22 protein-coding genes are annotated in these 23385 nt (G+C 60.7%); 13 read left to right on the top strand and 9 right to left on the bottom strand.

All coding sequences use genetic code 11. The features are described 5' to 3' along the window. Positions 1–3: 3 nt before the first annotated feature. Positions 4–1146, bottom strand: coding sequence for an ABC transporter ATP-binding protein (locus AX768_RS17390; RefSeq protein WP_062001370.1), 1143 nt, complete (start codon positions 1144–1146; stop codon positions 4–6). 281 nt (positions 1147–1427) lie between these two features. Between AX768_RS17390 and AX768_RS17385 the strand changes: the two genes are divergently transcribed. Further along, positions 1428–2447: a LacI family DNA-binding transcriptional regulator gene (locus tag AX768_RS17385; protein WP_062001369.1), complete on the top strand. Its 1020-nt coding sequence runs from the start codon at positions 1428–1430 to the stop codon at positions 2445–2447. Positions 2448–2451: 4 nt separating this feature from the next. Here AX768_RS17385 and AX768_RS17380 read toward each other — a convergent pair whose 3' ends face one another. After that, complete coding sequence (locus AX768_RS17380) at positions 2452–3837, bottom strand: dihydrolipoyl dehydrogenase family protein (protein ID WP_062001368.1); 1386 nt, start codon at positions 3835–3837, stop codon at positions 2452–2454. Between the two features lie 76 nt (positions 3838–3913). Here AX768_RS17380 and AX768_RS17375 point away from each other — a divergent pair, with 76 nt between their 5' ends. Further along, positions 3914–4930 carry an AraC family transcriptional regulator gene (locus AX768_RS17375; RefSeq protein ID WP_231941500.1) on the top strand — a complete coding sequence of 339 codons (1017 nt, stop codon included), beginning with the start codon at positions 3914–3916 and terminating at the stop codon, positions 4928–4930. 4 nt (positions 4931–4934) lie between these two features. Here AX768_RS17375 and AX768_RS17370 read toward each other — a convergent pair whose 3' ends face one another. Together AX768_RS17370 and AX768_RS17365 are read right to left on the bottom strand one after the other, a co-directional pair. Next, positions 4935–5285, bottom strand: a complete 351-nt coding sequence (locus tag AX768_RS17370; RefSeq protein ID WP_062001366.1) for a DOPA 4,5-dioxygenase family protein — start codon at positions 5283–5285, stop codon at positions 4935–4937. A gap of 191 nt (positions 5286–5476) precedes the next feature. Continuing rightward, positions 5477–6988 (bottom strand): CoA-acylating methylmalonate-semialdehyde dehydrogenase, encoded by a 1512-nt coding sequence (locus AX768_RS17365; RefSeq protein ID WP_062001365.1) that lies wholly within the window; start codon positions 6986–6988, stop codon positions 5477–5479. A 111-nt stretch (positions 6989–7099) separates the two neighbouring features. On the opposite strand from AX768_RS17365, the gene AX768_RS17360 reads away from it, so the two are divergent. Further along, entirely contained in the window at positions 7100–8041 is a 942-nt protein-coding gene (locus AX768_RS17360; RefSeq protein ID WP_062002295.1) for a LysR family transcriptional regulator, read from the top strand. Between the two features lie 24 nt (positions 8042–8065). Here the strand turns inward: AX768_RS17360 and AX768_RS17355 are convergent, their stop codons facing one another. Beyond that, complete coding sequence (locus AX768_RS17355) at positions 8066–8572, bottom strand: RrF2 family transcriptional regulator (protein WP_062001364.1); 507 nt, start codon at positions 8570–8572, stop codon at positions 8066–8068. A 251-nt stretch (positions 8573–8823) separates the two neighbouring features. Between AX768_RS17355 and AX768_RS17350 the strand changes: the two genes are divergently transcribed. Beyond that, positions 8824–10044, top strand: a complete 1221-nt coding sequence (locus AX768_RS17350; protein WP_062001363.1) for an NAD(P)/FAD-dependent oxidoreductase — start codon at positions 8824–8826, stop codon at positions 10042–10044. Here the strand turns inward: AX768_RS17350 and AX768_RS17345 are convergent. Together AX768_RS17345 and AX768_RS17340 are read right to left on the bottom strand one after the other, a co-directional pair. Further along, entirely contained in the window at positions 9975–11249 is a 1275-nt protein-coding gene (locus AX768_RS17345; protein WP_082778913.1) for a diaminopropionate ammonia-lyase, read from the bottom strand. The two genes, AX768_RS17350 and AX768_RS17345, sit on opposite strands and share 70 nt — an antisense overlap. Continuing rightward, positions 11249–12424: a M20 aminoacylase family protein gene (locus AX768_RS17340; RefSeq protein ID WP_062001362.1), complete on the bottom strand. Its 1176-nt coding sequence runs from the start codon at positions 12422–12424 to the stop codon at positions 11249–11251. Before AX768_RS17340 ends, AX768_RS17345 begins: the two co-directional genes overlap by 1 nt. 146 nt (positions 12425–12570) lie before the next feature. Between AX768_RS17340 and AX768_RS17335 the strand changes: the two genes are divergently transcribed. Beyond that, positions 12571–13050, top strand: a complete 480-nt coding sequence (locus AX768_RS17335) for an Lrp/AsnC family transcriptional regulator (RefSeq protein ID WP_062001361.1) — start codon at positions 12571–12573, stop codon at positions 13048–13050. Here the strand turns inward: AX768_RS17335 and AX768_RS17330 are convergent. Continuing rightward, positions 13047–14225, bottom strand: a complete 1179-nt coding sequence (locus tag AX768_RS17330; RefSeq protein ID WP_062001360.1) for a pyridoxal phosphate-dependent aminotransferase — start codon at positions 14223–14225, stop codon at positions 13047–13049. The genes AX768_RS17335 and AX768_RS17330 overlap by 4 nt on opposite strands. A gap of 45 nt (positions 14226–14270) precedes the next feature. Beyond that, on the bottom strand, positions 14271–15194 hold the full coding sequence (locus tag AX768_RS17325; RefSeq protein WP_062001359.1) for a LysR family transcriptional regulator: 924 nt from the start codon (positions 15192–15194) through the stop codon (positions 14271–14273). A 77-nt stretch (positions 15195–15271) separates the two neighbouring features. On the opposite strand from AX768_RS17325, the gene AX768_RS17320 reads away from it, so the two are divergent. From AX768_RS17320 to AX768_RS17285, 8 genes are all read left to right on the top strand, one after another. Next, on the top strand, positions 15272–15952 hold the full coding sequence (locus AX768_RS17320) for an HAD-IA family hydrolase (protein WP_062001358.1): 681 nt from the start codon (positions 15272–15274) through the stop codon (positions 15950–15952). Continuing rightward, positions 15949–17079 (top strand): DSD1 family PLP-dependent enzyme, encoded by a 1131-nt coding sequence (locus AX768_RS17315; RefSeq protein ID WP_062001357.1) that lies wholly within the window; start codon positions 15949–15951, stop codon positions 17077–17079. The genes AX768_RS17320 and AX768_RS17315 overlap by 4 nt, the downstream gene beginning before the upstream one ends. Before the next feature lie 225 nt (positions 17080–17304). Continuing rightward, positions 17305–18384, top strand: coding sequence for a catalase family peroxidase (locus tag AX768_RS17310; protein WP_062001356.1), 1080 nt, complete (start codon positions 17305–17307; stop codon positions 18382–18384). Between the two features lie 138 nt (positions 18385–18522). Continuing rightward, a complete protein-coding gene (locus tag AX768_RS17305) occupies positions 18523–19068 on the top strand; it encodes an RNA polymerase sigma factor (RefSeq protein ID WP_062001355.1) in 546 nt (181 codons plus the stop codon). Beyond that, entirely contained in the window at positions 19065–19952 is an 888-nt protein-coding gene (locus AX768_RS17300; protein WP_062001354.1) for an anti-sigma factor family protein, read from the top strand. Before AX768_RS17305 ends, AX768_RS17300 begins: the two co-directional genes overlap by 4 nt. A 537-nt stretch (positions 19953–20489) precedes the next feature. Beyond that, positions 20490–21446 carry an anti-sigma factor family protein gene (locus AX768_RS17295; RefSeq protein ID WP_082778912.1) on the top strand — a complete coding sequence of 319 codons (957 nt, stop codon included), beginning with the start codon at positions 20490–20492 and terminating at the stop codon, positions 21444–21446. 89 nt (positions 21447–21535) lie between these two features. Then, positions 21536–22495, top strand: a complete 960-nt coding sequence (locus tag AX768_RS17290; RefSeq protein WP_062001353.1) for a hypothetical protein — start codon at positions 21536–21538, stop codon at positions 22493–22495. Beyond that, a complete protein-coding gene (locus AX768_RS17285) occupies positions 22492–23385 on the top strand; it encodes a c-type heme family protein (protein ID WP_062001352.1) in 894 nt (297 codons plus the stop codon). Before AX768_RS17290 ends, AX768_RS17285 begins: the two co-directional genes overlap by 4 nt.

Genomic DNA, 23385 nt, shown 5'->3' with positions numbered 1-23385 from the left:
CTCCTACGCAAAGTGGGGAATGACGGCCGACGTGACGGCGAAGCCGTCCTCGGTGAAAAGATGACAGCAGGCGGCCGGCACATTGAACGCGACGTTCTCGCCTTGTTTCGGCGTCCTGTCGCCTGGCGCCTTGGCAATCAGAACCACGCCGCCGGCTTGCTCCAGATGCAGATAGCTGTGCTCGCCAAGCTGTTCGACGAGCGACACCGTGCGCGTGATCTGCTGTTTTGACGCGTTGCTTGCGATCGGTTCAAGATGCTCCGGACGAATGCCGAGCGTGATGGTCTGGCCCGGCGTCAACGCATCGCCGTTTGCCTGGACTTCGAGTTGTTCGCTGGTGCCGTCGAGCGCGATCAACACGCTTTCCGCATTGCCCGAGACCACGCGCGCGGGCAGGAAATTCATTCGCGGCGAGCCAATAAACCCAGCCACGAAGCGGCTCTTCGGCCGGTGATACAACTCGAGCGGCGCCCCCACTTGCGCGATGCTGCCGTACTTCGCGGTATCGGCGCCGGCGTGCAGCAACACGATCTTGTCGGCCAGCGTCATGGCTTCGATCTGATCGTGCGTCACGTAGACGACGCTGGCTTTATCGAACTGTTTATGCAGCCGCGCGATCTCCACGCGCGTTTGTCCGCGAAGCGTGGCGTCGAGATTGGAAAGGGGTTCGTCGAAGAGAAACACGCTCGGGCTGCGCACGATCGCGCGGCCGATCGCCACGCGCTGACGTTGTCCGCCCGATAACTCTTTGGGCCGTCTTTCGAGCAAGGCGTCGAGTTGCAGTACGCGAGCAGCTTCCCTCACCTTCTTGTCGATGACGTCTTTCGGCGTCTTCGCGAGCGTCAACCCGAACGCCATGTTCTGGTAGACCGTCATGTGCGGAAAGAGCGCGTAGCTCTGGAACACCATCGCTACGCCGCGTTGCGCGGCAGGCACCTCGTTGACCAGTTTTCCATCTATATAAAGATCGCCGTCCGTGATGTCCTCGAGACCGGCGATCATGCGCAGCAGCGTCGATTTCCCGCATCCCGAAGGACCCAGGAACACGCAGAACTCATGCGCGCCGATTTCCAGATCCACATCGCGGATCACCGGCGCGTGATCGCCGTACGCTTTCTGAACTGACCGTAAAGAGATGCTCGCCATGCCGACGTCTCCGTGTTTTACCGAGGAGACAAAAGAAGGTTAAGCGCTTAACCTTCCGCCGGTGAAAAACGATCCCTGTACAGGATCGCCTTGTCTGGCTGTCTCCGTCTTTGTGTTTTTGAACTGCCTTGGACGCAAATCTAGCCGTCTCCCCGGAATTATACAAATGCCGGGAAGCCATCCCAAAATATGAGACATGGCGACGATGCTTGCACATAACCGTGCGTTCGCGGAACTTAGGCGACGTTCTGACTCGCGTTAACCCTTCCCCTAGAGATTCGATGACCACTTTGGCCGAAGTTGCCGCGCGCGCAGGCGTCACGCCCGCTACCGTATCGAACGTACTGCGCAAGCGCGGCAAGGTCGGCGAGGCGACGCGGCAACGTGTGCTCGATGCAGTGGATGCATTGGGGTATCGGCCGCATCTGACTGCGCGCGCACTTGCCGAAGGCAGCGCGCCGACGCTCGCGCTGATGGTGTCGAGCATCGCGAATCCGTTTTATCCGGAATTCGCGCTCGCCGCCGAACGCGCGGCGCGCAAGAACGGCCGCTTTCTGATTGTGTGCAACACCAACGAAGATCCGGTGATTGCGCGTGCGTATCTCGATCAGATTGCGGGGACGTTGTCGGAAGGCGTGCTGGTGATGAACGCGAAACTCGACTTCGAGGACCTCGAGAAGACCCTCGCGCGCGGCACGCCGATTGTGTTGTGCATGTGGGAACGGCCGAATGTATCGCCGGGAGTGCCTTGTGTGGCGGTCGATTTTTTTGCAGCGGGAACGCTCGCCGCGCAACACTTGCTGGACCTGGGGCACACACGCATAGGCGCAATCGTCGCAAGCCAGCGTGACGGTGTGCAGGCCGCGCGCTACGAAGGGTTTTGCCACACGTTGCACGAGGCCGGCGTTGCGCACTTGGAAGAGGACGTGCGTTTTACGCGCGATGAAGTGCAACATGGCTACGATGCCGCTTGCGATTTGCTGAGCGCACAGCCGGACCTCACCGCCCTCTTCGCGACCAACGACCTGCCCGCGCTCGGTGCGATGCACGCCGCCGCCGATCGCGGCATGCGGATTCCGCAGGACCTGTCGGTGATCGGCATCACCGATATTCAGCTCGCACGGGAATCGCGGCCGGGTTTGTCGACCATAGCCGTTCCCACCGATGCCGCCGCCGCAATGGCCGTCGAATTGCTCGAAGCGCTGATAGAAAGCGGCGGCCGCGACCAGGACGCGCCGATGCGCGTTGCGCCCCAACCTGTGCTGGTGCAACGCGCATCGACGGGACCCGTACGCAGGTAGCTTTTTACGCCCGTTCCGGCACCTTCGCGAACAACAGATTCAGCCCTTCTGCGATAGTCGGATGCGCGAGGATCGCGTCCCTCAACGCGGTGTACGGAAGCTTGCCGAGCATCGCCATTTGCACCACGGCCACGACTTCGCCCGCATTCGAACCGAACATAGTGAAACCCAGGATGCGGTCCGAATCCGCCGCTACGACAGCTTTCATGAAGCCCTGCGTGTCGCCCGTCGTGCGGGCGCGCGGGATGCCGGCCATCGGCAATTTGGCGACGCGCACCGCGATCCCCTGGCGTTGCGCATCACTTTCATTCAAGCCCACGCGCGCCAGTTCCGGTTCAATGAACAACGCGTACGGAATTTCGCGATCGCGCGTGGTCAGCGTGCCGCCTGCAAGTTGTGACTTCAGTACGCGGTAGTCATCGAACGATGCGTGCGTGAACATCGGCGTGCCGGCCACTTCGCCGATCGCCCAGGTGTTCGGCGCGGAGGTAGCAAGGCGCTCGTCGACCCTGATGAAGCCGCGTGTATCGAGTTCGACGCCCGCGACCTCCAGACCGATGTTCGCCGTGCGCGGCACACGTCCCGTCGCTACGAGGATATGCGAACCTTGGAGGCTCGAACCATCGGCGAGGTCCACCGTCACCGAATCGCCCGAACGACCACTTACACGCAGCGCCTTCACCGAGACGCGGACATCGATTCCTTCTTTCGCGAACGCGGATTCGATTGCATCGGTTACGTCGGCATCCTCGCGCATTGCAACGCGCGGCGCCTCTTGCAAGACGGTCACCCTGCTGCCAAGCCGGCGAAACGCCTGCGCCATTTCCAGCCCGATATAACCGCCGCCGATCACGATCAGATGTTCCGGCAAGGCGTCGAGCGCGAGCGCTTCCACGTGGGTCATCGGATTGGCATCGCGCAGACCGGGGACGTCGGGAACCGCTGCATATGTACCCGTGTTGATGAACACATGTTCGCCTTCCACCACACGTTCGTTGCCATCGTTCATGGCGACCTGAATGCGGCGGGGCGCCACGAAACGTCCTGTACCGAGAATCAGATCGAAGCCTGACGCAGCGAACGCTTTCGCGTTGATATCGACCATGCCGTCCACAACGTCACGCACATACCGATGCACCTTCGCCATATCGACCTTGTTGTCATGCGCGCCGCCTTGCAGGATGTCGGCAGATTGAACGGCATGCATGATCCGTGCGCTTTGAATGAGCGCTTTACTCGGGATACACGCAATGTTGATACACGACCCGCCGATCATGCCTTCCTCCACCACGGCAACGCGCTTGCCGGATTTGGCGAGTTCCATGGCGAGCGTCTTGCCGCCTTTTCCGCCGCCCAGGAATACGTATTCGAACTTTTCGACTGTAGACATTTCAGCTCCTTTGAATTTGGTCGCGGGCCACGCCCGTGCTGTGACTGAAATGTAGACCTCGCAGCATGGAAAGCCCATGTCGAGTCGGCTCAAATCACTGCTCGCGCGTCTCATGGCGCTGAAACACGCGCTGGTAAGATCGCTACGCCATCCCTTTCTACCTGGTAATTACATGGAAGCGCTCGACCGGCTGATCCAGTTATCCCGCCTGCAAGGCGCGCTCGATCTGCGCTGCCTCCTGAGCGGCGAATGGACACTCGACCATCCGCCAGCGCCGCCGAGCGAGGCCGTGTATCACGTCGTGCTTGCCGGAAGCTGTCTGCTCAAGTTTCGCGGACAGGCGGATGTAAGGCTGGAAACCGGCGATATCGTGATGTTGCCGCGCGGCGATGCGCATGTGCTGCAGGGCGAGGAATCGTCGGATCAAAGCGTGCCACGCGAGATGGAGAGTCACTACAACGGCGCGGTGACCGTGCGCACGAACTGCGGGCCGAATGCGGCGAGTCTCGATCTGCTATGCGGGAAATTCAACTACGCGGCGAATGCGTTGCTGATCGATGTGCTGCCTGACATCGTGAAAATGTCGTTCGAGCGCGGTGACGTTCCCGATCTGACGCGCATGGTCGGCATGATGCGGCGCGAGTCGAGCGAGGCGGGGCCGGGGGCGCACTCGATCATATCGGCGTTTTCCACTGCGCTTTTCACGATGCTGCTGCGCGCGCATCTGGCGCAACAGCCGTCGAAAGCGGACGTCCTCGCGTTGCTTGCGCATCCGCGTCTTGGATCATCGGTCATTGCGATGCTGGAGCGGCCTGCGGAGAAGTGGACGATCGAAATGCTGGCACAGCAATCGGCGATGTCACGCGCGACTTACGCGCGAGCGTTCGGTGCGTTGACCGAAGACTCGCCGATGACCTTGCTCACACGCATCCGCATGCAGCTCGCGGGAATGTTGTTGACGCGAACGGCGAAGAGCATCGCGGAGATAGCCGACGACGTGGGGTATCAATCCGAATCGGCGTTCAGCAAGAAATTCAAGGATACATATGGTGTGGGCCCGGGCGCATACCGGCAAGCGCGAGCGGGTGGCTAGGCGATTACATCAGGCTGCCGAGCACCAGTTCGTGCGAGTGTCCGATCCAGACGGCGGCATCGCGATGATCACGAAGTGCGTTGCCGGTATTGGGATGGATGAAGACATCGAGTGAACCGTGATTCAGCGTGAGCCATTCCACGATAACGGCGAACTGGCCGGGCTCGAACGCGAGCTGATACGACCACTGCGGATGCGGACCGACAGGTTTCTCGTGAAAGCGTCCGAGCTGGAGGATGTCGCCCAAGCGGCTAGTGATTTCCTCGCGAAGTTGCCAGGCGGCGTCGCGGGTCGAAGCGTTGAAGTAGACGTGGGCATGCCACGATACGACGGGATAAACGGTGGGCGTGTTCATGGATGGCGTAAGACTCGGGAAGTGGCTGCCGCACGTGTGCGGCGATTTTTGAGTTTAGCCAAAACGGATGAGGGGTGCTTGGGGTTGGCGGAGGACATGCAACTAACAACGACCGCGCGAAAGCCTAAATTGCAGCAACCCGGCACCGCCCCCAACCATCAGAGCCGGCCCCGGGCTACAAACCAACCCCCTTACTTACTCGTAGGCATCGCAAACTCGGCGCCCTTCTCGGTGCTCTCCGGCCACCGTTGCATGATCGATTTCTGCCGCGTGTAGAACCGCACCCCTTCCTCGCCGTAAGCGTGCATATCGCCGAAAAGGCTGCGCTTCCAGCCACCGAACCCGTGCCAGGCCATCGGCACAGGAATAGGCACATTGATCCCCACCATCCCGACTTCAATACGCCGACCGAACTCACGTGCAACGTGGCCATCACGTGTATAGCAGGCCACGCCATTCCCAAACTCGTGGGCGTTGATCAGATCGACAGCTTCGGTAAAGTCCTTGACCCGCACGCAGGCCAGCACCGGACCAAAAATCTCTTCCTTATAGATGCGCATCTCGGGTGTCACGTTATCGAACAGCGTGCCGCCGGTAAAGAAGCCTTCCTCGTGCCCCGGCACCTTGAAACCACGTCCGTCGACGACCAGTGAAGCGCCCTCCTCCACACCCAGCGCGATATACCCTTCAATGCGTTCCAGCGCCTGACGGGTCACGATCGGGCCCATCTCGGCATCGGCTTCCATGCCGTTCTTCACGATCAGCGAACGCGCCCGCTCGGCAAGCCGCGGAATCAACTTGTCAGCGACATCGCCCACGAGCACCGCAACCGAAATCGCCATGCAACGCTCGCCGGCTGATCCATAACCCGCGCCGACCAGTGCATCGATAGCCTGATCCAGATCGGCATCCGGCATCACGACCATGTGATTCTTCGCGCCGCCCAGCGCCTGCACGCGCTTGCCGTGCTGCGCACCGGTCTGATAGATGTAGTTCGCAATCGGCGTGGAACCCACGAAGCTGATGGCCTTCACATCGGGATGCACGAGCAGCGCATCGACCACGACCTTGTCACCCTGCACGACGCTGAACACGCCATCGGGCAAACCGGCTTCCTTTAACAACCCCGCCATGAATAACGATGCCGACGGATCGCGTTCGCTCGGCTTCAAGATGAAGCAATTGCCCGCTGCAATCGCGACCGGGAACATCCAGCACGGCACCATGCAAGGGAAGTTGAACGGCGTGATTCCGGCAACGACGCCCAGCGCCTGACGCGTGGTCCAGTTATCGATACCTGTCGACACCTGCTCCGTGAAATCGCCCTTCAGGAGTTGGGGAATACCGCAAGCAAACTCGATCACATCGATACCGCGCGACACCTCACCCTGCGCGTCGCTGAAAACCTTGCCGTGTTCGGCCGTGATGATCGCGGCAAGATCGTCGCGATGCTTGTTCATCAACTCGAGGAAACGCAGCATCACGCGTGCGCGGCGAATCGGCGGGGTTTCGCTCCAGCCGGCAAACGCTTTCTTCGCGCTCGCGACGGCTGCGTCGACATCCGCAACATCACCCAGGTGCAGCGTGCGCGCTTCGGCGCCCGTTGCCGGGTTGAAGATCGGCTGGGTGCGCATTCCCGTGCCGGGTACACGACGGCCTTGAATGAAATGGCCGACGTCCGCGCGATCGCTGAAGCTTTGCATGATGAGGCACCTGATTGGTTTGGTGGAAGTCTGTCGAGTGTAAGAACCCGGAACACGTCTGCAAAGACGTTATGATTGAAATGATTGTTTTCTATGGTGAACAATGGGTATATGGAAACGCAACGAGTCGAGTCTCTCTGGACGCATCTCTACTGGCTGACAATCCTCGCGCAGCAAGGCAGCTATACGCGCGCAGCCACACGGCTTGGCGTGAGCAAGGCGGCCATGAGTCAAAGAATAGTCGAACTGGAGCGCGCCGCAGGTGTGTCGTTGGTGCAGCGCACCACGCGCAGTGTGCGGCTGACGGAGGCAGGACAACGTCTTGTCGATCAAACGCGCGGGCAGTACGAAGGCATTGCGCAGAGCTTTGCGGGCGTACGCGATTCGGCAGGAATTGCACGTGGAGAGCTGCGTGTGACTGCTCCGGTTGCCTTTGCGCGGCAGCAACTCGTGCCGCATTTATCGGCGTTTCTAAGGGCAAACCCTGAAGTGCGCGTGCAACTGGAAGTATCGGACAGGATCAGCTCGCTCGCGAGCGAGGGTTTCGATCTCGCGATTCGACACAGCGCCGTCGCACCCGAAACACATGTTGCCTGGACGCTGTGCAAGACGCGTTCGGTGATCGTGGCGACACGCGCGTATTTGAAGCGTCGTGGCACGCCTTCGACGCCGCAGGAACTGGCCGCGCACGATTGCCTCTTTTACCCGCGCGCGCAAGAGGCCCCCGCGTGGACCTTCGAACGCACGACCGGGCGCAAGTCCGCTACGGGACGCGTCACGGTGCCTATCAACGGACCTTTCTCGGCGAATAACAGCGAGACCCTGCGCGACGCCGCCCTCGATGATCTCGGCGTTGCACTGGTCCCTGACTTCAGCGCCCAAGCCGCGCTACGCGCCGGTCAACTCGTGCGCCTGTTGCCCGATTGGCAACCTACCGGCGTTTTTGCAGAGCAGCTTTATGTGGTACGTCCGTATGCTTCCCACGTGCCACGCGCGGTGACGGCGTTTGTATCGTATTTGCGCAAGACGTTCGAGGATGGATTTTCGGACTAGCGTCGGTGTTTGAAGACCAGCGCTTTAGCTTGCGGCGCGTTTGTCGATCCAATTGACGATCTCGGCGTGATACGTGCGCGGCGCTTTCGCCACGGTGCGCGCCGCGAGTCCCGCGAGTGTCTGCGCTTCGAGCACCTCTTGCATGCTCTTCTCCGCCTCGATCATGACCGCATGAATGGAACATGTGCCGCTTGTGGCCCACTTGGGAGCGGTATCGCCGAAAATCGCGCAGCGCGCGCGAATCTCGCGGCAATCGAAAAGCGGCTTGGGTCCGTCGATGGCTTGCACCACGTCAAGCACTGTGATGCGTTCGGCAGGACGCGCGAGCGTAAATCCTCCACGTGCGCCTTCGGTAGCGACCGTCAAGCCGGCCTTATGAAGCTTGGTGAAAAGCTTCGCCACGTAATCCACCGACAATCCCTGCAGTTCCGCCAGATCCCGCACGCTCGCCTCGCTGACACCAGCCGGCGCGTCGGTCAGATACAGCAGGCAATGCAGCGCGTACTCGACGCCTGAACTGATGTGACTCATTCCATCTCCGACTCATCAAATCCTAGTTTAGGCATTCTATTCCATCCGGAGGCGGGAGGCAATGCTCGTCTTCTCAGCGATGAAAATCGCGTCATTCTGCATATTCCTGATGGCTATCTCTCCATATAGCAACATGCAATATTCGGATCGATGTGCGACATCATCGCACTTGCAAGATCTATCTACGACTTGTACAGTCGTAGATATCGCAGGAAATTACGGCGACCCGATTAACGAATTGAAAGCGAAAAATGACTGATAGTCCCAAGAGAATTCTGGTGATAGGCGCCGGCTTCGCCGGCATGTGGAGCGCGCTTGGCGCAGCTCGTTTGATCGATGCCGCGAATACGAACGGCGAGCCCATCGAAGTTGCCTTGATTGCGCCCGAACCCCAGTTGCATGTTCGCCCGCGCCTTCATGAAACCAACCCGCTTGGTCTGAAAGCGCCGCTGTTGCCGCTCTTCGATGCAACCGGCGTCCGCTTCATCCAAGGCAGCGTGCGCGATATCAAGGCCGCGGATCACACTGTCGAAGCAGTGAATGCGGACGGCAGCACATTCACCGTGCACTACGACAGGCTGGTGCTCGCCAGCGGCAGCGCGCTGTTTCGTCCGCGCGTTCCTGGCCTGGACACGGCCGCGTTCAGCATCGATCAGATCAGCGACGCCGCGCGTCTGGAAGAGCATCTGCGTGGCCTCGCCAATCAGCCTGATTCGTCCGCGCGAAATACGGTTGTTGTCGTAGGCGCGGGTTTCACCGGGATCGAAATCGCGACGGAATTGCCCGAACGCTTGCGTTCGTTCCTGGGCGCGAACACTGCAGTCAGGGTGATCGTGATCGAGCAAGCGGGCGCGGTGGGTCCGGACCTGGGCGCCGGGCCGCGGCCGGCTATTGAGCAGGCGTTGACCGGACTCGGCATCGAGGTGCATCTGAACGTTGCGGTGAGCAGTATCGATACTGATGGCATCGTTACGTCGGACGGCGAGCGTATCGAGGCGAAGACGGTGATCTGGACAGCAGGCATGCGCGCCAATTCGCTGACGAAACAACTCAACGCCGAGCGCGATCCGCTCGGGCGTCTACACGTGGATGCGAACTTGCGCGTGCTGGGAGTGGACGATGTATTCGCCGCCGGCGACGTCGCTTTTGCCACCACCGACGACCTCGGCAATCACGCGCTCATGTCATGCCAGCATGCAATGAACATGGGCCGGTTCGCGGGACATAACGTGGCGGCCGACATGCTTGGCAGCGAGCCTCTACCTTATCGTCAACCGGTTTATGTGACGTGTCTCGATCTCGGGTCGTGGGGCGCGGTCTTCACGGAAGGATGGGACAGGCAGATCAAGCTCGTTGGCAACGAAGCGAAAGCGCTCAAGCGCCAGATCTGTACCGAGTGGATTTATCCGCCGGCAGCGGATAGAACAGCCGCGTTCGATGCCGCCGATCCGAATGTCACCGTCGTAGCTTGAGCACCTTGCCATTGTCGTTGCGCGTGGAGCACGTCCTCTGCGCGCAACGACGTCAATTGCCGATACAACGCTGGCGCGGTTGCGCCTTCAGTATTCAGCAAGAGCACGTGCGAATGCTCATCGAGTGCAAGCGCAACGCGCTCTTTTGCGTTGCCAGTTGCTTGAATCAATCCCGCAAGTCCAGCCGCTCCGGACTCTCCCGCCACGACGGGAATATCCCGCGTTGAACCGGCAGCAAGAATGCGCATGGCTTCGATGGCGGTTTCGTCTGACACGGTCATGAACGCGTCGGCGAGAACGCTCAGAAAGCGCCACGCCAGCGGCGACGTTTCTCCGCATGCGAGTCCGGCCATGACCGAATCCACGGAACCCGTTGCATGGGCTGCATGTCCTCGAAGCACGCTTTGATAAAGACACTCGGCCTGATCGGGCTCCACGATGATGAAACGCGGCCGTTGCTCACCGTCGCGCTCTGCAAAATAGCTGGTCACCCCGGCAGCCAATCCACCCACCCCGCCTTGAATGAACACATGCGTATAGGGCCGGCCATCGTTTTGTTCGATTGCTTCCGCAGCGATGGTTCCATAACCCTGCATCACGTCGCGCGGAATCGTTTCGTAACCGTCGTACGAGGTATCGGACACGACGTGCCAGGCATTTTTCTTCGCAAGCCGCGCGGCTTCCTTCACCGACTCGTCATAGTTGCCCTCGATCTGCACGATCTCCGCGCCGAGTGCTGCGATTGCCAGCCGCCGTTCATCGTTCACGTGCTTGTGCAACACGATCACACATCGGCAACCGATACTGCGCGCCGCCGCGGCCAATGCGCGGCCATGGTTGCCATCGGTTGCGCTGATCACGGTGAGGTTGCGCAGCAGCGTCGTATAGTGTCTATCGATCAGTTTTGCAGCGTCAAGATCGTGGCCCTGGAAGAGCCTTTTAATCAGCCGCATCAATGCGATCGGCGCACCAAGCGCCTTGAAACTCCCCAACGGCGATCGATGCCCTTCGTCCTTCACGCGAATCGATCCCACTCCCAGCCTTGAGGCAAGATCCGGCAAGTCCCAAAGAGGCGTCGGTCCCGCGTTCAACCCGTCCCATGCCGATAACCACGCGCGGCTTTCATCGGCGGCATGGATGTTGAGAATCTGGCGAAGCGAATCGTCGTAGTCATTGCGGCGCGCATTGGCGTTGATTTGAAGCATCAGACTGTCCTCTGGACGTTTTCAACGGGTAATTTCAAACGCACGATCTCCGCAAAATAGCGCGCGCCGGTGGACAGGATGGCGTCGTTGAAGTCGTATCGTGCGTTGTGTAGCGGAGTCGCACCGGCTTCGCCTCCGGCACCATTACCGATAAACGCAAAGTTGCCCGGCACCACTTCGAGGAACGCGCCGAAGTCTTCGGAGATCATCAACGGTGCGACGTTGCTGTCTACCTTGTCTGCACCCACAATAGCCGTGGCCGCTGCAATCGCGGTCGCAACGCATGAAGGCGTGTTGACGGTCGGCACGAACTCATGCGTGTATTCGAACGTGCATTGCGCGCCGTGCGCAGCACAGATGCCTTCGCACACGCTACGCATGCGCTGCTCCAGCAGCCTTTGAACCTCGGGCGTATAGCTGCGCGTATCGCCCTTGATCACCACCTCGCCGGGAATCGCGTTGCGGATGCCATCGGTGAAAAGCTCGGTGCAGGAAACGACCGCAGGCACGCCCGGCTCCACGCTTCTCGATACGACCGTCTGCAACGCCAGCACGATTTCCGCCGCAATCACAATCGGGTCGATCGTCATATGCGGTCGTGCCGCGTGGCCGCCACGCCCGTTGACGCGGATTACGAAGTTGTCTTCGCTCGCCATGATTCCACCGGCGCGCGTCGATATGGTGCCTGCGCGAAGCCCTGGAATGTTATGAACGCCGTAGATTTCATCGACGGGAAAACGTTCGAAAAGCTTGTCGGCGATCATCGCCTTCGCGCCCTTCCCGTGTTCTTCCGCCGGCTGGAAGATAAAGCGCACCGTGCCGTCGAAGTCGCGCCGCTCGCACAGCAACTTCGCGGCGCCGAGAACCATGCTCATATGGCCGTCGTGACCGCATGCATGCGACTTCCCCGCATGAACCGATGCATGGGCGCGCTCAGGCGCCTGCTCGTGGATATTCAGCGCATCCATCTCGGCACGCAGGCCGATCACGCCGGGCCCGTCGCCGCAAACAAGGTTCGCGACAAACCCGGTCCCGCCGATACCCCGCGTCACCTCCAGCCCAAGACCTTCGAGCACGCCGGCCGCGAACACACTCGTCTCGTGTTCCTCGAACCCGGTCTCCGGCACACGATGAAACCAGTGCCGCCACTGCGTCAATTGCTGCTCGAAATCCATCTCGGGTCTCCGATGCCGTGTATGGACTCCAGTATAAGAACCCGGCATGAGAAAAAATCCCGCGAATACGCCTATCGCCGATAATTCGATTCTATTTCCGGCGTTTAGACTCAAAGAACACTGCATCGATCAAACAGGACCCGCATATGGCACTCGATCGGCTCGACGTCCGCATCCTCAACTTGCTGCAAGAAAACGCGGCCACGCCGTTGCGCGTGATCGCAACCGAAGCCAACGCATCGGTCGCGACATGCCAGCGCCGGATCGCGCAACTCAAGGCGGACGGCGTGCTGCTCAAGGAAGTCGCGATTGTCGACCGGATGCGCGTGGGCCGGCCGCTGACCATTTTTGTATCGGTGGAACTGGACAAGCAGAACGATTCGCTGCTGCGCGCTTTCGAGCGCCGCATGATGAGCGAAGGTGATGTGATGGCGTGCTACGAGGTATCGGGGGAATTCGATTTTTTGCTGATCGTGAATTCCGCCTCGATGGAGACGTATCACGCGTTCACGCGAAGGCTCTTTTCATCGAACAACAATGTGCGCAACTTCAAGAGCAACTTCGCGATGAACTGCTCGAAGTTCGAGACGAAGATTCCCCTGGATGATCCAGAGGAATCAGCTTAACGCCTGATACTCGCTACAAAGGTCGCGATGCGGTCGCATGCTTCGGCGAGACGCGCTTCATCGAGCACGAAGCCCAGTCGCACGAAACCCGCCGCGGTTTCTCCGAACGCACTGGCATCGAGCACCGACACACCCTGCGCCCGAAACAACTGCCAACTGAAATCGTAGGCGCTCAAGCCCGTGCCGGTTACGTCGACCATCATGAACATGCCCGCCTCCGGCAACAGGCAATGCAAGCCTGCCACATCGCGCAGACGATCGAACACAATGTCGCGGCGACGTCTGTAGATCTCGCGCATGTCCGCGACGATCTGCGGGCGGTTTTCGAGCGCGGTCATTGCGGCTTGCTGGATGAAGCCCGGCAAACCGTAGAGCATGCAAAGCGCCAGGCGTCCAAGGTGTTCTACAAGCGTCTTCGGACCGATCACCCAGCCCACGCGCCATCCCGGCATTGCATGGGATTTCGACAAGCTGCCGATCGTCACGGTGCGCTCGGCCATGTCGTCGAGCGAGGCAATGCTGACATGCTCGCGATCGAATGTGAGGTCCGCGTAGACCTCGTCCGAGACGATCCACAGATCGTGTTTTTTCGCCAGCGCCGCAATGCGTTCAAGATCCGGACGCGGCATCACCACACCCGTCGGGTTGCACGGCGTGGCGAAGAAAATGGCTTTGGTGCGCGGCGTGATGGCGGCTTCGAGCGCGTCGCAATCGAGATGAAACGCCTTCGCCGGGTCTACGGCCACGGGTACGAGCGTCGCGCCGGTGACACGCACGCTGGCCTCGTAAGTCAGGTACATCGGCTCGGGCACGACGATTTCATCGCCTGCTTCGCACAAGCATAACGATGTCGCAAAGAGTCCGTTCTGCGCGCCCGCGACGACGATCACGTTGTTTTCATCGATACCCTGATTGCCGGTCTGCTGCACGTGATCCCGCGCGATCGCCGCACGAAGCGGCGCACGTCCCACCACATCCGCGTAATGCGTATCGCCTTCGCGCAATGCACTGACCGCGCGATCGACGATCACTTCGGGCGTCGCGAAGTCCGGGTCGCCGACGCTCAGAATAATGACGTCTTCGCCCTTGTTGAAGGCTTGCTGCGCTGCGTGATGAATTTCCCACGCGGCCGTGCGCTTGCCTTGCAGACGCTCGACGAGATTCGAATACTTCATGCGGCCACTCCCTTGAAGCGTGAATCGTTTGATTATAGCGGCGGTCTATCGGCTGTTTGTCGTGGCCGCGCCCAGATTCGTCGCGAGATAAGCCAGCAACGCCTGGACACGCGAAGAGCGGCCCTTGCGCGATGGAACCAGTGCGATGACCGGCGCGCTGCCAAAGTCCCACTCGCCCAGAAGCCGCACGAGCTTGCCCGATGCAACCGCGTCCGCCACGTCCCATTGCGAACGCAGCACGAGCCCCAAGCCATCTTCGGCCCAACGACGCGCAACACTGCCGTCGTTGGTACTGAATGCAGCGGTGACACGCAGTGCGAGCGGTGCGGAATGCTTGGCGCCGGTCTGCGCGCGCCGCCGGCGCACCCGCCAGAGCGTCACGTCTTCATCATTCTCGCGGATGCAGATGCAATCGTGATCGAGGATCTCGCGCGGTTCACGCGGATAACCCCGGGCCGCGATATAACCCGGACTCGCGCATAACCATCGTTCGTTGGCGAGCAGCGACCGCGCAGTCCACGACGTGTCGCGCACCGTGCCGATCTGGATCACGACGTCGGCGTCGTGACTATGCGGCCAGGGCGTTTCCAGCAGATCGAGTTGCAGCCGGATCTCCGGATTCTCCCGCGCAAATCGCGCGAGCAACGGCGCCACATGCACGCGGCCGAAGCCGAAAGGGGCTGCAATGCGAATGTGGCCGGCGAGACGCGCGGTTTCATCGCGGAACGTATCCGGAAGCGCTTCAATGGCGGTGAGAAGACCCTGCGCTTCCCGCGCGAGGCGCGCACCGTCGGCGGTCAGCGACATGTTTCGTGCATCCCGCGTGGCGAGCGTTACGCCGAGCGTTTCCTCCAGCTTCTTGAGCCGCATGGAAAGTGCCGATGTCGTCACGTTGAGCACGCGCGCCGCCGCACTGAGCGATTCCGATCGCGCGAGCGTAGTGACGAGCCTGAGATCCGCCAGTTCCATCGTTCAGTTTTTCTTAAGGATAGATGTGTGTGAATTTAACCATAGCTTAATGTTTTATCAGTAAAGTTGCGTCCATCATGCCAAACCAATCTGCCTCGACATACCCGAAAGCGGTGCTCTTCGACCTGCTCACCGCTCTCTTGGATTCATGGACCTTGTGGAACCGTGCAGCCGGCAGCGAGGCCGCGGGACGCACGTGGCGCGCGGAATATCTGCGCCTGACCTACAACCGCGGCGCGTATGTGCCCTACGAAGAACTCGTGCGTCAGGCCGCGTTGCAAACCGGCCTGGACGAGTCGGCAGCACGCACGCTCGAAGCCCAGTGGCTGCAACTCGCGCCGTGGAGCGGTGCGCGCGATTCATTGCGCAAGCTCGCGCCGCACTGCAAGCTGGGAATCGTCACGAACTGTTCCGATCGGCTGGGCCGGCAAGCCGCCGACCTGTTCGATATCGACTGGGACGTGATCGTGACGGCCGAAAACGCCGGTTTCTATAAGCCCGATCCGCGTCCTTATCAACGGGCGCTGGATCGCCTGAACATGAACGCCGACGACGCCGCTTTCGTCGCCGGTTCGAGCTACGACATGTTCGGCACCGCGAAGCTCGGCTTGCGTACCTACTGGCACAACCGCGTGGGCCTCGATCTCGTCGATGGCGCACAGCCACCCGAAATCGAAGCGCCCACGTTCGATGCGTTGCTGCCGTGGCTGCGCCAATTCGGTTCATCGAAGGCATTGAAGGAAGACTCCGCACAATGAAACTCGACCAGATCGAAACGCCCGCCGCGCTGATCGACCGGCGGCGCATGATGCGCAATATCGAACGCATGCAAGCGCATATGGATACGCTCGGCGTGGCGTTCAGGCCGCATGTGAAGACCTCGAAGTGCGTGGACGTGGTGCGCGCCCAGCGCGATGCCGGCGCGCGCGGCATCACGGTGTCCACGCTCAAGGAAGCCGAGCAATTCTTCGCGGCCGGCTTCAGCGACATCCTGTATGCGGTGGGCATGGTTGCATCGAAGCTGCCGCGTGCATTGGCGTTGAAGCAATCTGGTTGCGATTTGAAACTGATCGTCGATAACCTCGAATCGGCGCGAGGCGTCGCGGAGTTCGGCCGTTTGCACGGCGTGACCTTTGAGGTGTGGATCGAAATCGATACCGACGGCCATCGCTCCGGCGTCAAGCCCGGCGAGGCGCGCTTGATCGATATCGGCCGCGCCTTGCATCAGGACGGCGCGCGCCTGGGCGGCGTGCTGACGCACGCGGGATCGAGCTACGAACTGAACACGGCCGAATCACTCGCCGCGCTCGCCGAGCAGGAGCGCGCCGGTTGTGTGCAGGCCGCCGAGCGCCTGCGCGAAGCGGGTTTGCCATGCGATGTTGTCAGCGTCGGCTCTACGCCGACCGCCCTCGCCGCGCGTCACCTTGAAGGCGTGACCGAAGTTCGCGCGGGCGTGTATGTCTTCTTCGATCTCGTGATGCGCAACGTGGGCGTATGCAATACGGCCGATCTGGCGCTGAGCGTGCTGACCACGGTCATCGGTCATCAGGCGGATAAAGGCTGGGCCATTCTCGATGCCGGCTGGATGGCGATGAGCCGCGACCGCGGCACGGCGAAGCAGACGCATGACTACGGCTACGGCCAGCCATGTACGCTCGACGGCTCGCCGCTCGAAGGCTACACATTGACCGGCGCAAACCAGGAACATGGGATCCTGGCGAACACGGGTCATCCGGACGGAGACATCACCGCGCACTTGTCGGTCGGCACGCGGCTTTTGATCCTGCCGAACCACGCCTGCGCGACCGGCGCGCAATACCCGGCTTATCACGCGCGTTTGGGCGCGGACGAGATCGAAGTGTGGGACCGGTTTTACGGCTGGTGAGGCGGCGCTTGCCTCGTCAGACGAGCTACCGGAAAACGCTGAAAACATTCACCCGCCCGAGCAGTTCCAGGCAAACGGCGGTTAAACCCCCGCCAAATGTTTGACAGAAGGTCAACAGACAACTTTTTGTCCGACTATACTTGCGGCCTTTCTGACTTCCTGGCTTGCCCGCATCGCTGGCCTTGGGCCGATGCCACACGGCAGCAACGAAGCCAAAGTTTTGCCATGACTGAAAAGCGCCGCCGTCCCAGCCTGATATCCCACTACGCCCTGATTGCTGCAACGATTGGCGGTATCGCGGGATTGTTTGCGTGGACCGGCGGATGGATTCATTGGCCACATGATCAGCAGACGCTTACATCGGCCCGGTTGATCGATGCCTTCGAATCCGTTACAAGCCCACACCCCGGCTTCCGCCGCAATCATGCGAAGGGTGTATGCGTGAGCGGTCGCTTCGAAAGTAACGGCAACGGCGCGCAGCTTTCTCGAGCGAGCGTGTTCGAGCGGGGCACGGTTCCGGTGGTCGGGCGCTTGTCGGCGCCGGGTTTCGACCCGACGCAAGAAGACGATACCGCGATGGTCCGCAGCTTCGCCCTGCGCTTCACCTTGAGCCACGGCGAGCAATGGCGCACCGCGATGAACTCCGTGCCGATCTTCGCCGTCAGCACACCGGAAGCGCTGTATGAGCAGTTGGCCGCGTTGCGGCCGGACGCCGCGAGCGGCCGCGTCGACCCCGCGAAGATGAAGATGTTTCTGGAAAAACACCCTGAAACAAGGGCTTTTCACGAATGGCTGGCAAGTCACCCGGCGTCATCGAATTTTTCCAACGCCAGTTATTTCAGCATCGACGCGTTCAGGTTCACCAACGCCCAAGGCAACACGCATTTCGTTCGATGGAGCGTCGTGCCCGACGCGGCATACCAGCCCGTCAGCACAACCGATGCGCGCGATCCGGACTTCCTCGCGCACGACCTGAGCAAGCGCCTCGAGCGCGGTCCCGTGCGCTGGCATCTGATGATCACGCCGGCCGCGCCCGGCGATCCGACGAACGACGCCACCCGCGTCTGGCCGCAAGAGCGGGAGCTGCATCGCGTGGATGCGGGTGTGGTGGTGATCGACAGGGCGGAGTCGCAAATCGATGGAGCCTGCCGCGATATCAACTTCGATCCGCTGATCTTGCCGGCTGGAATCGGACCGTCGGACGATCCGCTGCTGGCCGCGCGCTCATCGGCATATTCGGTTTCTTTCAACCGCCGTACACAAGAAGAAGCGCAGGCGGCGCAAGCGGGAAACTCACGCCGCTAGACCGTGCGGCAAGCCGGACGGGTATGCGGCGAAATGCCCGATTGCAAGTTAAACTACCCAGTTCGTTTCACGCAGCTCTCGCGTGCATGCTGCTGGCAGCATCCGGACAAGACACTGGTACCAGGAGATATTCGTTCGATGAACGGTGCAGACTTACCAAGCATGCTTCCCGAAATGCTGCCGCGTTTGTGGGCCTTTGCGCTGCGCATATCGGGCGACCGGCACGACGCCGAGGATCTCGTCCAGCGTGCGTGCCTGCGCGCGCTCGAACGGGCGCATCAATTGCAGCCCGATACGGCCCCGTTGAGCTGGATGTTTTCGATTGTTCATTCCACCTGGATCAACGAATTGCGGGCGCGAAGCGTGCGCAAACGTTCGAGCATGGACTGGGACGACGACTTCCTGGAGAACATCGCCGACCCCGTGGATAAAGGCCCGGAAACGCAGCTCATGCACGGCCAGATCATCAGCGCCGTGGAACGCCTGCCCGAAGCGCAGCGCGTGGTGATGCTGCTGGTCGCAGTCGAAGGGCTGAGTTACCAGGAAGCTGCAGATGTACTCGAGGTTCCTATCGGAACCGTCATGAGCCGCTTATCGCGCGCACGGCAAGCAGTCGGCGCGCAGTTCGGCACGCACGAACCGAAGCCAAAAGCCTCGGCGACGCGAAAGGACTCAATCGCATGAAAACCGATGAAGTAATGTTGATGGCGTATGTCGACGGTGAACTGCCGCCCGACCAGCGCCATGAAGTCGAGGAACACATTCGCGCGTCAGCCGAGGCGGCAGAGCTGGTCGAGTTGCTGAAGGCGTCGCGCGTGGATTATCGGGGCGCGTTCGCCGCACAAAAGTTGCCGCCCGTACCGGATTCGCTGACGCAGAAGATTGAAGCGATGGCACGCGCGCATGCCGCGCCCGCAGTCAATGACAACGCCGTTCCCTCGTCAGCCGGCGGGCCCGTTCGCTCGCGTATGCGCTCCGTTCCCGCGTGGCTTGCTGCTGCCTGTGTAGCAGGCGCGTTCTGCGGCGGCTTGTTCCTGCGACTCGGTCCTCTTTTGGACCACGGCCCATCCGGTTCGATGGCCGCAAGCAATCTTTCGCCGTGGGTTCAGGCCGCCACGGGTTACCAGAAGCTCTATACCCGCGACACGCTGGCCTATGTCAGCGAGACGCCGGAAACATCGTCGAAAACGGTCGATGACATCCGTCGCGAAGACGGTCTTGCATTGCGCATCCCGGATTTGCACAGCGCCGGCCTGACGTTCAAGACCGTGCAGCGCCTGCGTTTCAACAACAAGCCGCTCGTTCAGATCGTGTATCAACCCGAGAAGGGTGAACCCGTCGCGCTTTGCGTGATGAAGGACGTGAAACCGGATCAGGCGGTGGCGGGTCAGGACGTCGATTCCATGCAGGTGGTGACCTGGCGTCAGGCCGAACTGAGCTACGCGCTGATCGGCAAACCCGACGGCGTGGACCTGAATGCGCTCGGCAAACAGATCTCGAACCGCGAGGTGGAGCAGCTTTTCAGCGATTCGACGTCCGTGGTGCTTCCGGGCTCATTGGCTGGCTGAATTTCCGCAGTCAACATGTCGTGGTCATCCAAGTTCGCGCGTTTTCTCTGGTATGACCATCGAACGTGTGGTTTGCACGAAACAACGTTTAAGCGTCCGCACCAAATCGCAGTTACACTTGTTACAAGTCCCGCCGGAGCTCGAAAAGCGTGTTTTGGGATCATCGATTTAATTTTGCGCGCATGGAATTTCGGCGCAACCTTGGGTGTTCTTCTTTTAGTACGGGTATAACTTGAGGCCGTTGTTGGGTTGCCGCATTCGTGTGAAGTGGCGGTTCTTCTGTGAACCATGTAATCGAATATCCCTGTCAAGCCCCTCGCCGGGCGTCGCCGGGGCCGCAACGGGTGGTTATGCTGGTTGTATGGGTGACCCGGCTTGGATATAAATAAGCCCTTAGAAACTGTGAAGAAACAGTAAAGTCCTCGAAGGTCGATTGCAATTCCAAATGAGTGTGTTTTTTTCATTGGGAAAATGCAATAAAGGGCACGAGAGAAACAAAAACATGAATCATCAGCGAAAGCGAACTGCTTAAGTCTTATGAAATCGGACGATACCCTGCTGATGGCCTACGTGGATGGCGAACTGCCGTCACACGAACGCGAGGAAGTGGAGCGCGAACTGCGCACTTCTCCCGACGTGGCTGAGCGCGTCGCGCTCTTGCAGGCTTCGCGGTTGCCTTATCGCGATGCATTTGCCGGACAGAAGCTGCCACCGGTTCCCGCCAGCCTGACGGCGAAGATCGAGGAAATGGCCCGATCGGCCAAGGCCAGGACTGATGTCAGCGTGAATGATCCCGTGGTGGAACATGCGCCCGGAAGTCCTGCGTCGTCGACCATTCGTTCGCGGCTGCGCATTGCCCCCGCTTGGCTTGCCGTGGCGTTTCTCGGAGGCGCGTTCGCGTGCGGACTCGTGCTGCGCCTCGGGCCAGGCGCAGGGCCGGCATCGAACGTGGGTGCATCGATTGCATCCGTGGGGACCGGTGTCTCGCCCTGGATCATGGCTGCAGCAAGTTACCAGCAACTCTATTCGCGCGAGACGCTTGCGAACGTCAACAGCGACACCGACCTGTCCATCAAGACCGTCGACGAAATCCGCCAGGACGATGGCCTCGCGCTGCGCATTCCCGATTTGAGCGCGGCAGGGCTCACGTTCAAGCGCGTGCAACGTCTGCGCTTCAACAACAAGCCGCTCGTGCAGATCGTGTATTTGCCCAAGGAAGGCGCGCCCATCGCACTATGCGTGATGAAAGAGGTCAAGCCGGATGCGGCGGTAGCGGATCAAACGGTTGCATCGATGACTGTCGTCACCTGGCGTCAGGCTGAACTCGGCTATGCGCTGATCGGGCAGCCGCAAGGCGTCGACCTGACCGCGCTTGGCAAGCAGATCTCCAGCAGCCAGGTCGCGCCGCTTTTCAGCCGCGACGAGTCACGTGCGTCAAGCGCCTCGCTGTTGGCATCGGCGAAAATCCCCCTGAGTACCCGCCCCATTTTCTGACAGGCGCGGAATAATTTCATCGCTTCGCTGTTGTGTTTAATGCGCCGGCCATTTCCTGGCTCGCGGCGCATTAACGCACAGCGGAACGCATGAGCTATCGCCTCGAATACTTCCTGTTTCTGTTGCACTCCCGTCGGCCGGTCAAACGCGCGTTGTGCGGCTTGTCTGCGTTCGCGTTGCTGTGTGCGGCCTCGCAAGCGCATGCCGGCTGGACGATCGCAAGCGCCGACGCACCCGCCACGGTCATTCGCGCGACGAACGTCTATCAATTGGGCGCGGGCGAAGCGCTGCGTGACGACGACCTGGTTGAATCCGCGCCGCGCAGCGTGGTCCAGCTTCAGGACGATGCAGGCAACCTGCTCGCACTCGGGGCACAGACACGGTTGCTGCTGCAGGCGGGGCCGCGCGTATCGCTGCTCGATGGCTGGCTGAAGATCGCCCATACATGCGCAACGCCGCCGTGCAAGGCGCCTGTCGTCGATACTGAACGGGGTTCGGTCGAGCTTGGCGGGAACGCGGCGGCGGTCGTTGCGGCGCTCCCCGGCACGAATCAGGACGAGCCGACAATCGCCGTATTCAGCGAAAGCGGCACGCAAACGTTGGCTGGTTCCGCGCGTAAAAACGCCATCACGCCGGGGAGTTTCGCTTATGTGACCGCAAGCGCGCCGCCGCAGATTGCGCAGCGTCCATCGAGCGCATTCCTCACCGACATGCCTGTTGTTTTCCGCGACGCATTGCAGCGTCTGCCCTTCACACCGGCCGCACACGACAGCCCTGTAAAACCGCTGCGCGCGGCGACCTACGACGATGTGTCCGCTTGGCTCGCAAGCGACTTGCCGGCGCGCAAGCGCTTCCCCGCGCGTTTCCGCTCGCGCCTCACGGACCAGGCGTTTCGCCATGCCATCGATCAAAACCTCAAGGCCTTGCCTGAGTGGCGCGTGCTGCTCTACCCGCCGCCCCCTCGACCCGATGCGCGCCAACGCGCGTTGCAAGCCGTTCGCGTCAACACTTCCGCGCCGCCCGCGAACTCACTGTATGCACATCCATGAAACGCAAACTCTCTCTTAGCGCCAAGTTCAATCTCGTCTTCCTGCTTGTCTTTGCAATCGGCCTGAGTGCGGCGGGCGTGGTCGCGGATCGTCTGTTGCAAAAGCAGGCACTCGATGAAACCGTACACGACGCCAACGTGCTGATCAGCGCGGCAGCATCGATGCAAAGCTACACCGCAACCCACGTCACGCCGCTGCTCGCCACGCAGATCAAATATCAGTTCGTGCCCGAATCCATTCCGGCGTTCTCGGCCATCGAAATGCTGAACCTGTTGCAAAAGGATTTCCCGAACTTCTCGTACAAGTCGACCATGCTCAATCCGACCAATCCGCGCGACCGGCCAACGGATTGGGAGACCGACGTGATCACGCATCTGCACGATCATCCCGACCTGAAACAGATGACAGGTCAACGCATTTCGTCGGGCAATCCCACGCTGTTCCTTGCGCGGCCAAGCCGCATCACGGACGTCGCGTGCATGCAATGCCACAGCACCCCGAGCGCAGCGCCCGCGACCATGATCGACAAATACGGCTCGGCGAACGGGTTCGGCTGGACCATGAACGATGTGATTGGCGCAGAGTTCGTGTCGGTGCCGATGACGCAACCCATCGAACGTGGCCGCGCTGTCTGGCGCACGTTCATGCTGTCGCTGACGGCGGTGTTCGCGGTGGTGCTGATCGTGATGAACGTGATGGTGAACATGCTGATCACGCGACCCATCCAGTCGCTCTCGCGCGCCGCCGATGAAATGAGTCTCGGCAAGCTTGCCGAAACACCTTTGCCAACGGGTGGATCGGATGAGATTGCGTCGCTGGCGGTATCGTTCGGACGCATGAGGACGAGCCTGATCGAAGCATTCAAGATCCTCGATGAAGGGGCGCACTGA

This window comes from Burkholderia sp. PAMC 28687 (assembly GCF_001577465.1).
Taxonomy (GTDB): Bacteria; Pseudomonadota; Gammaproteobacteria; order Burkholderiales; family Burkholderiaceae; genus Caballeronia.
Note: the sequence above shows the minus strand (reverse complement) of the source record. Positions and strands in the feature narration are given on the sequence as shown.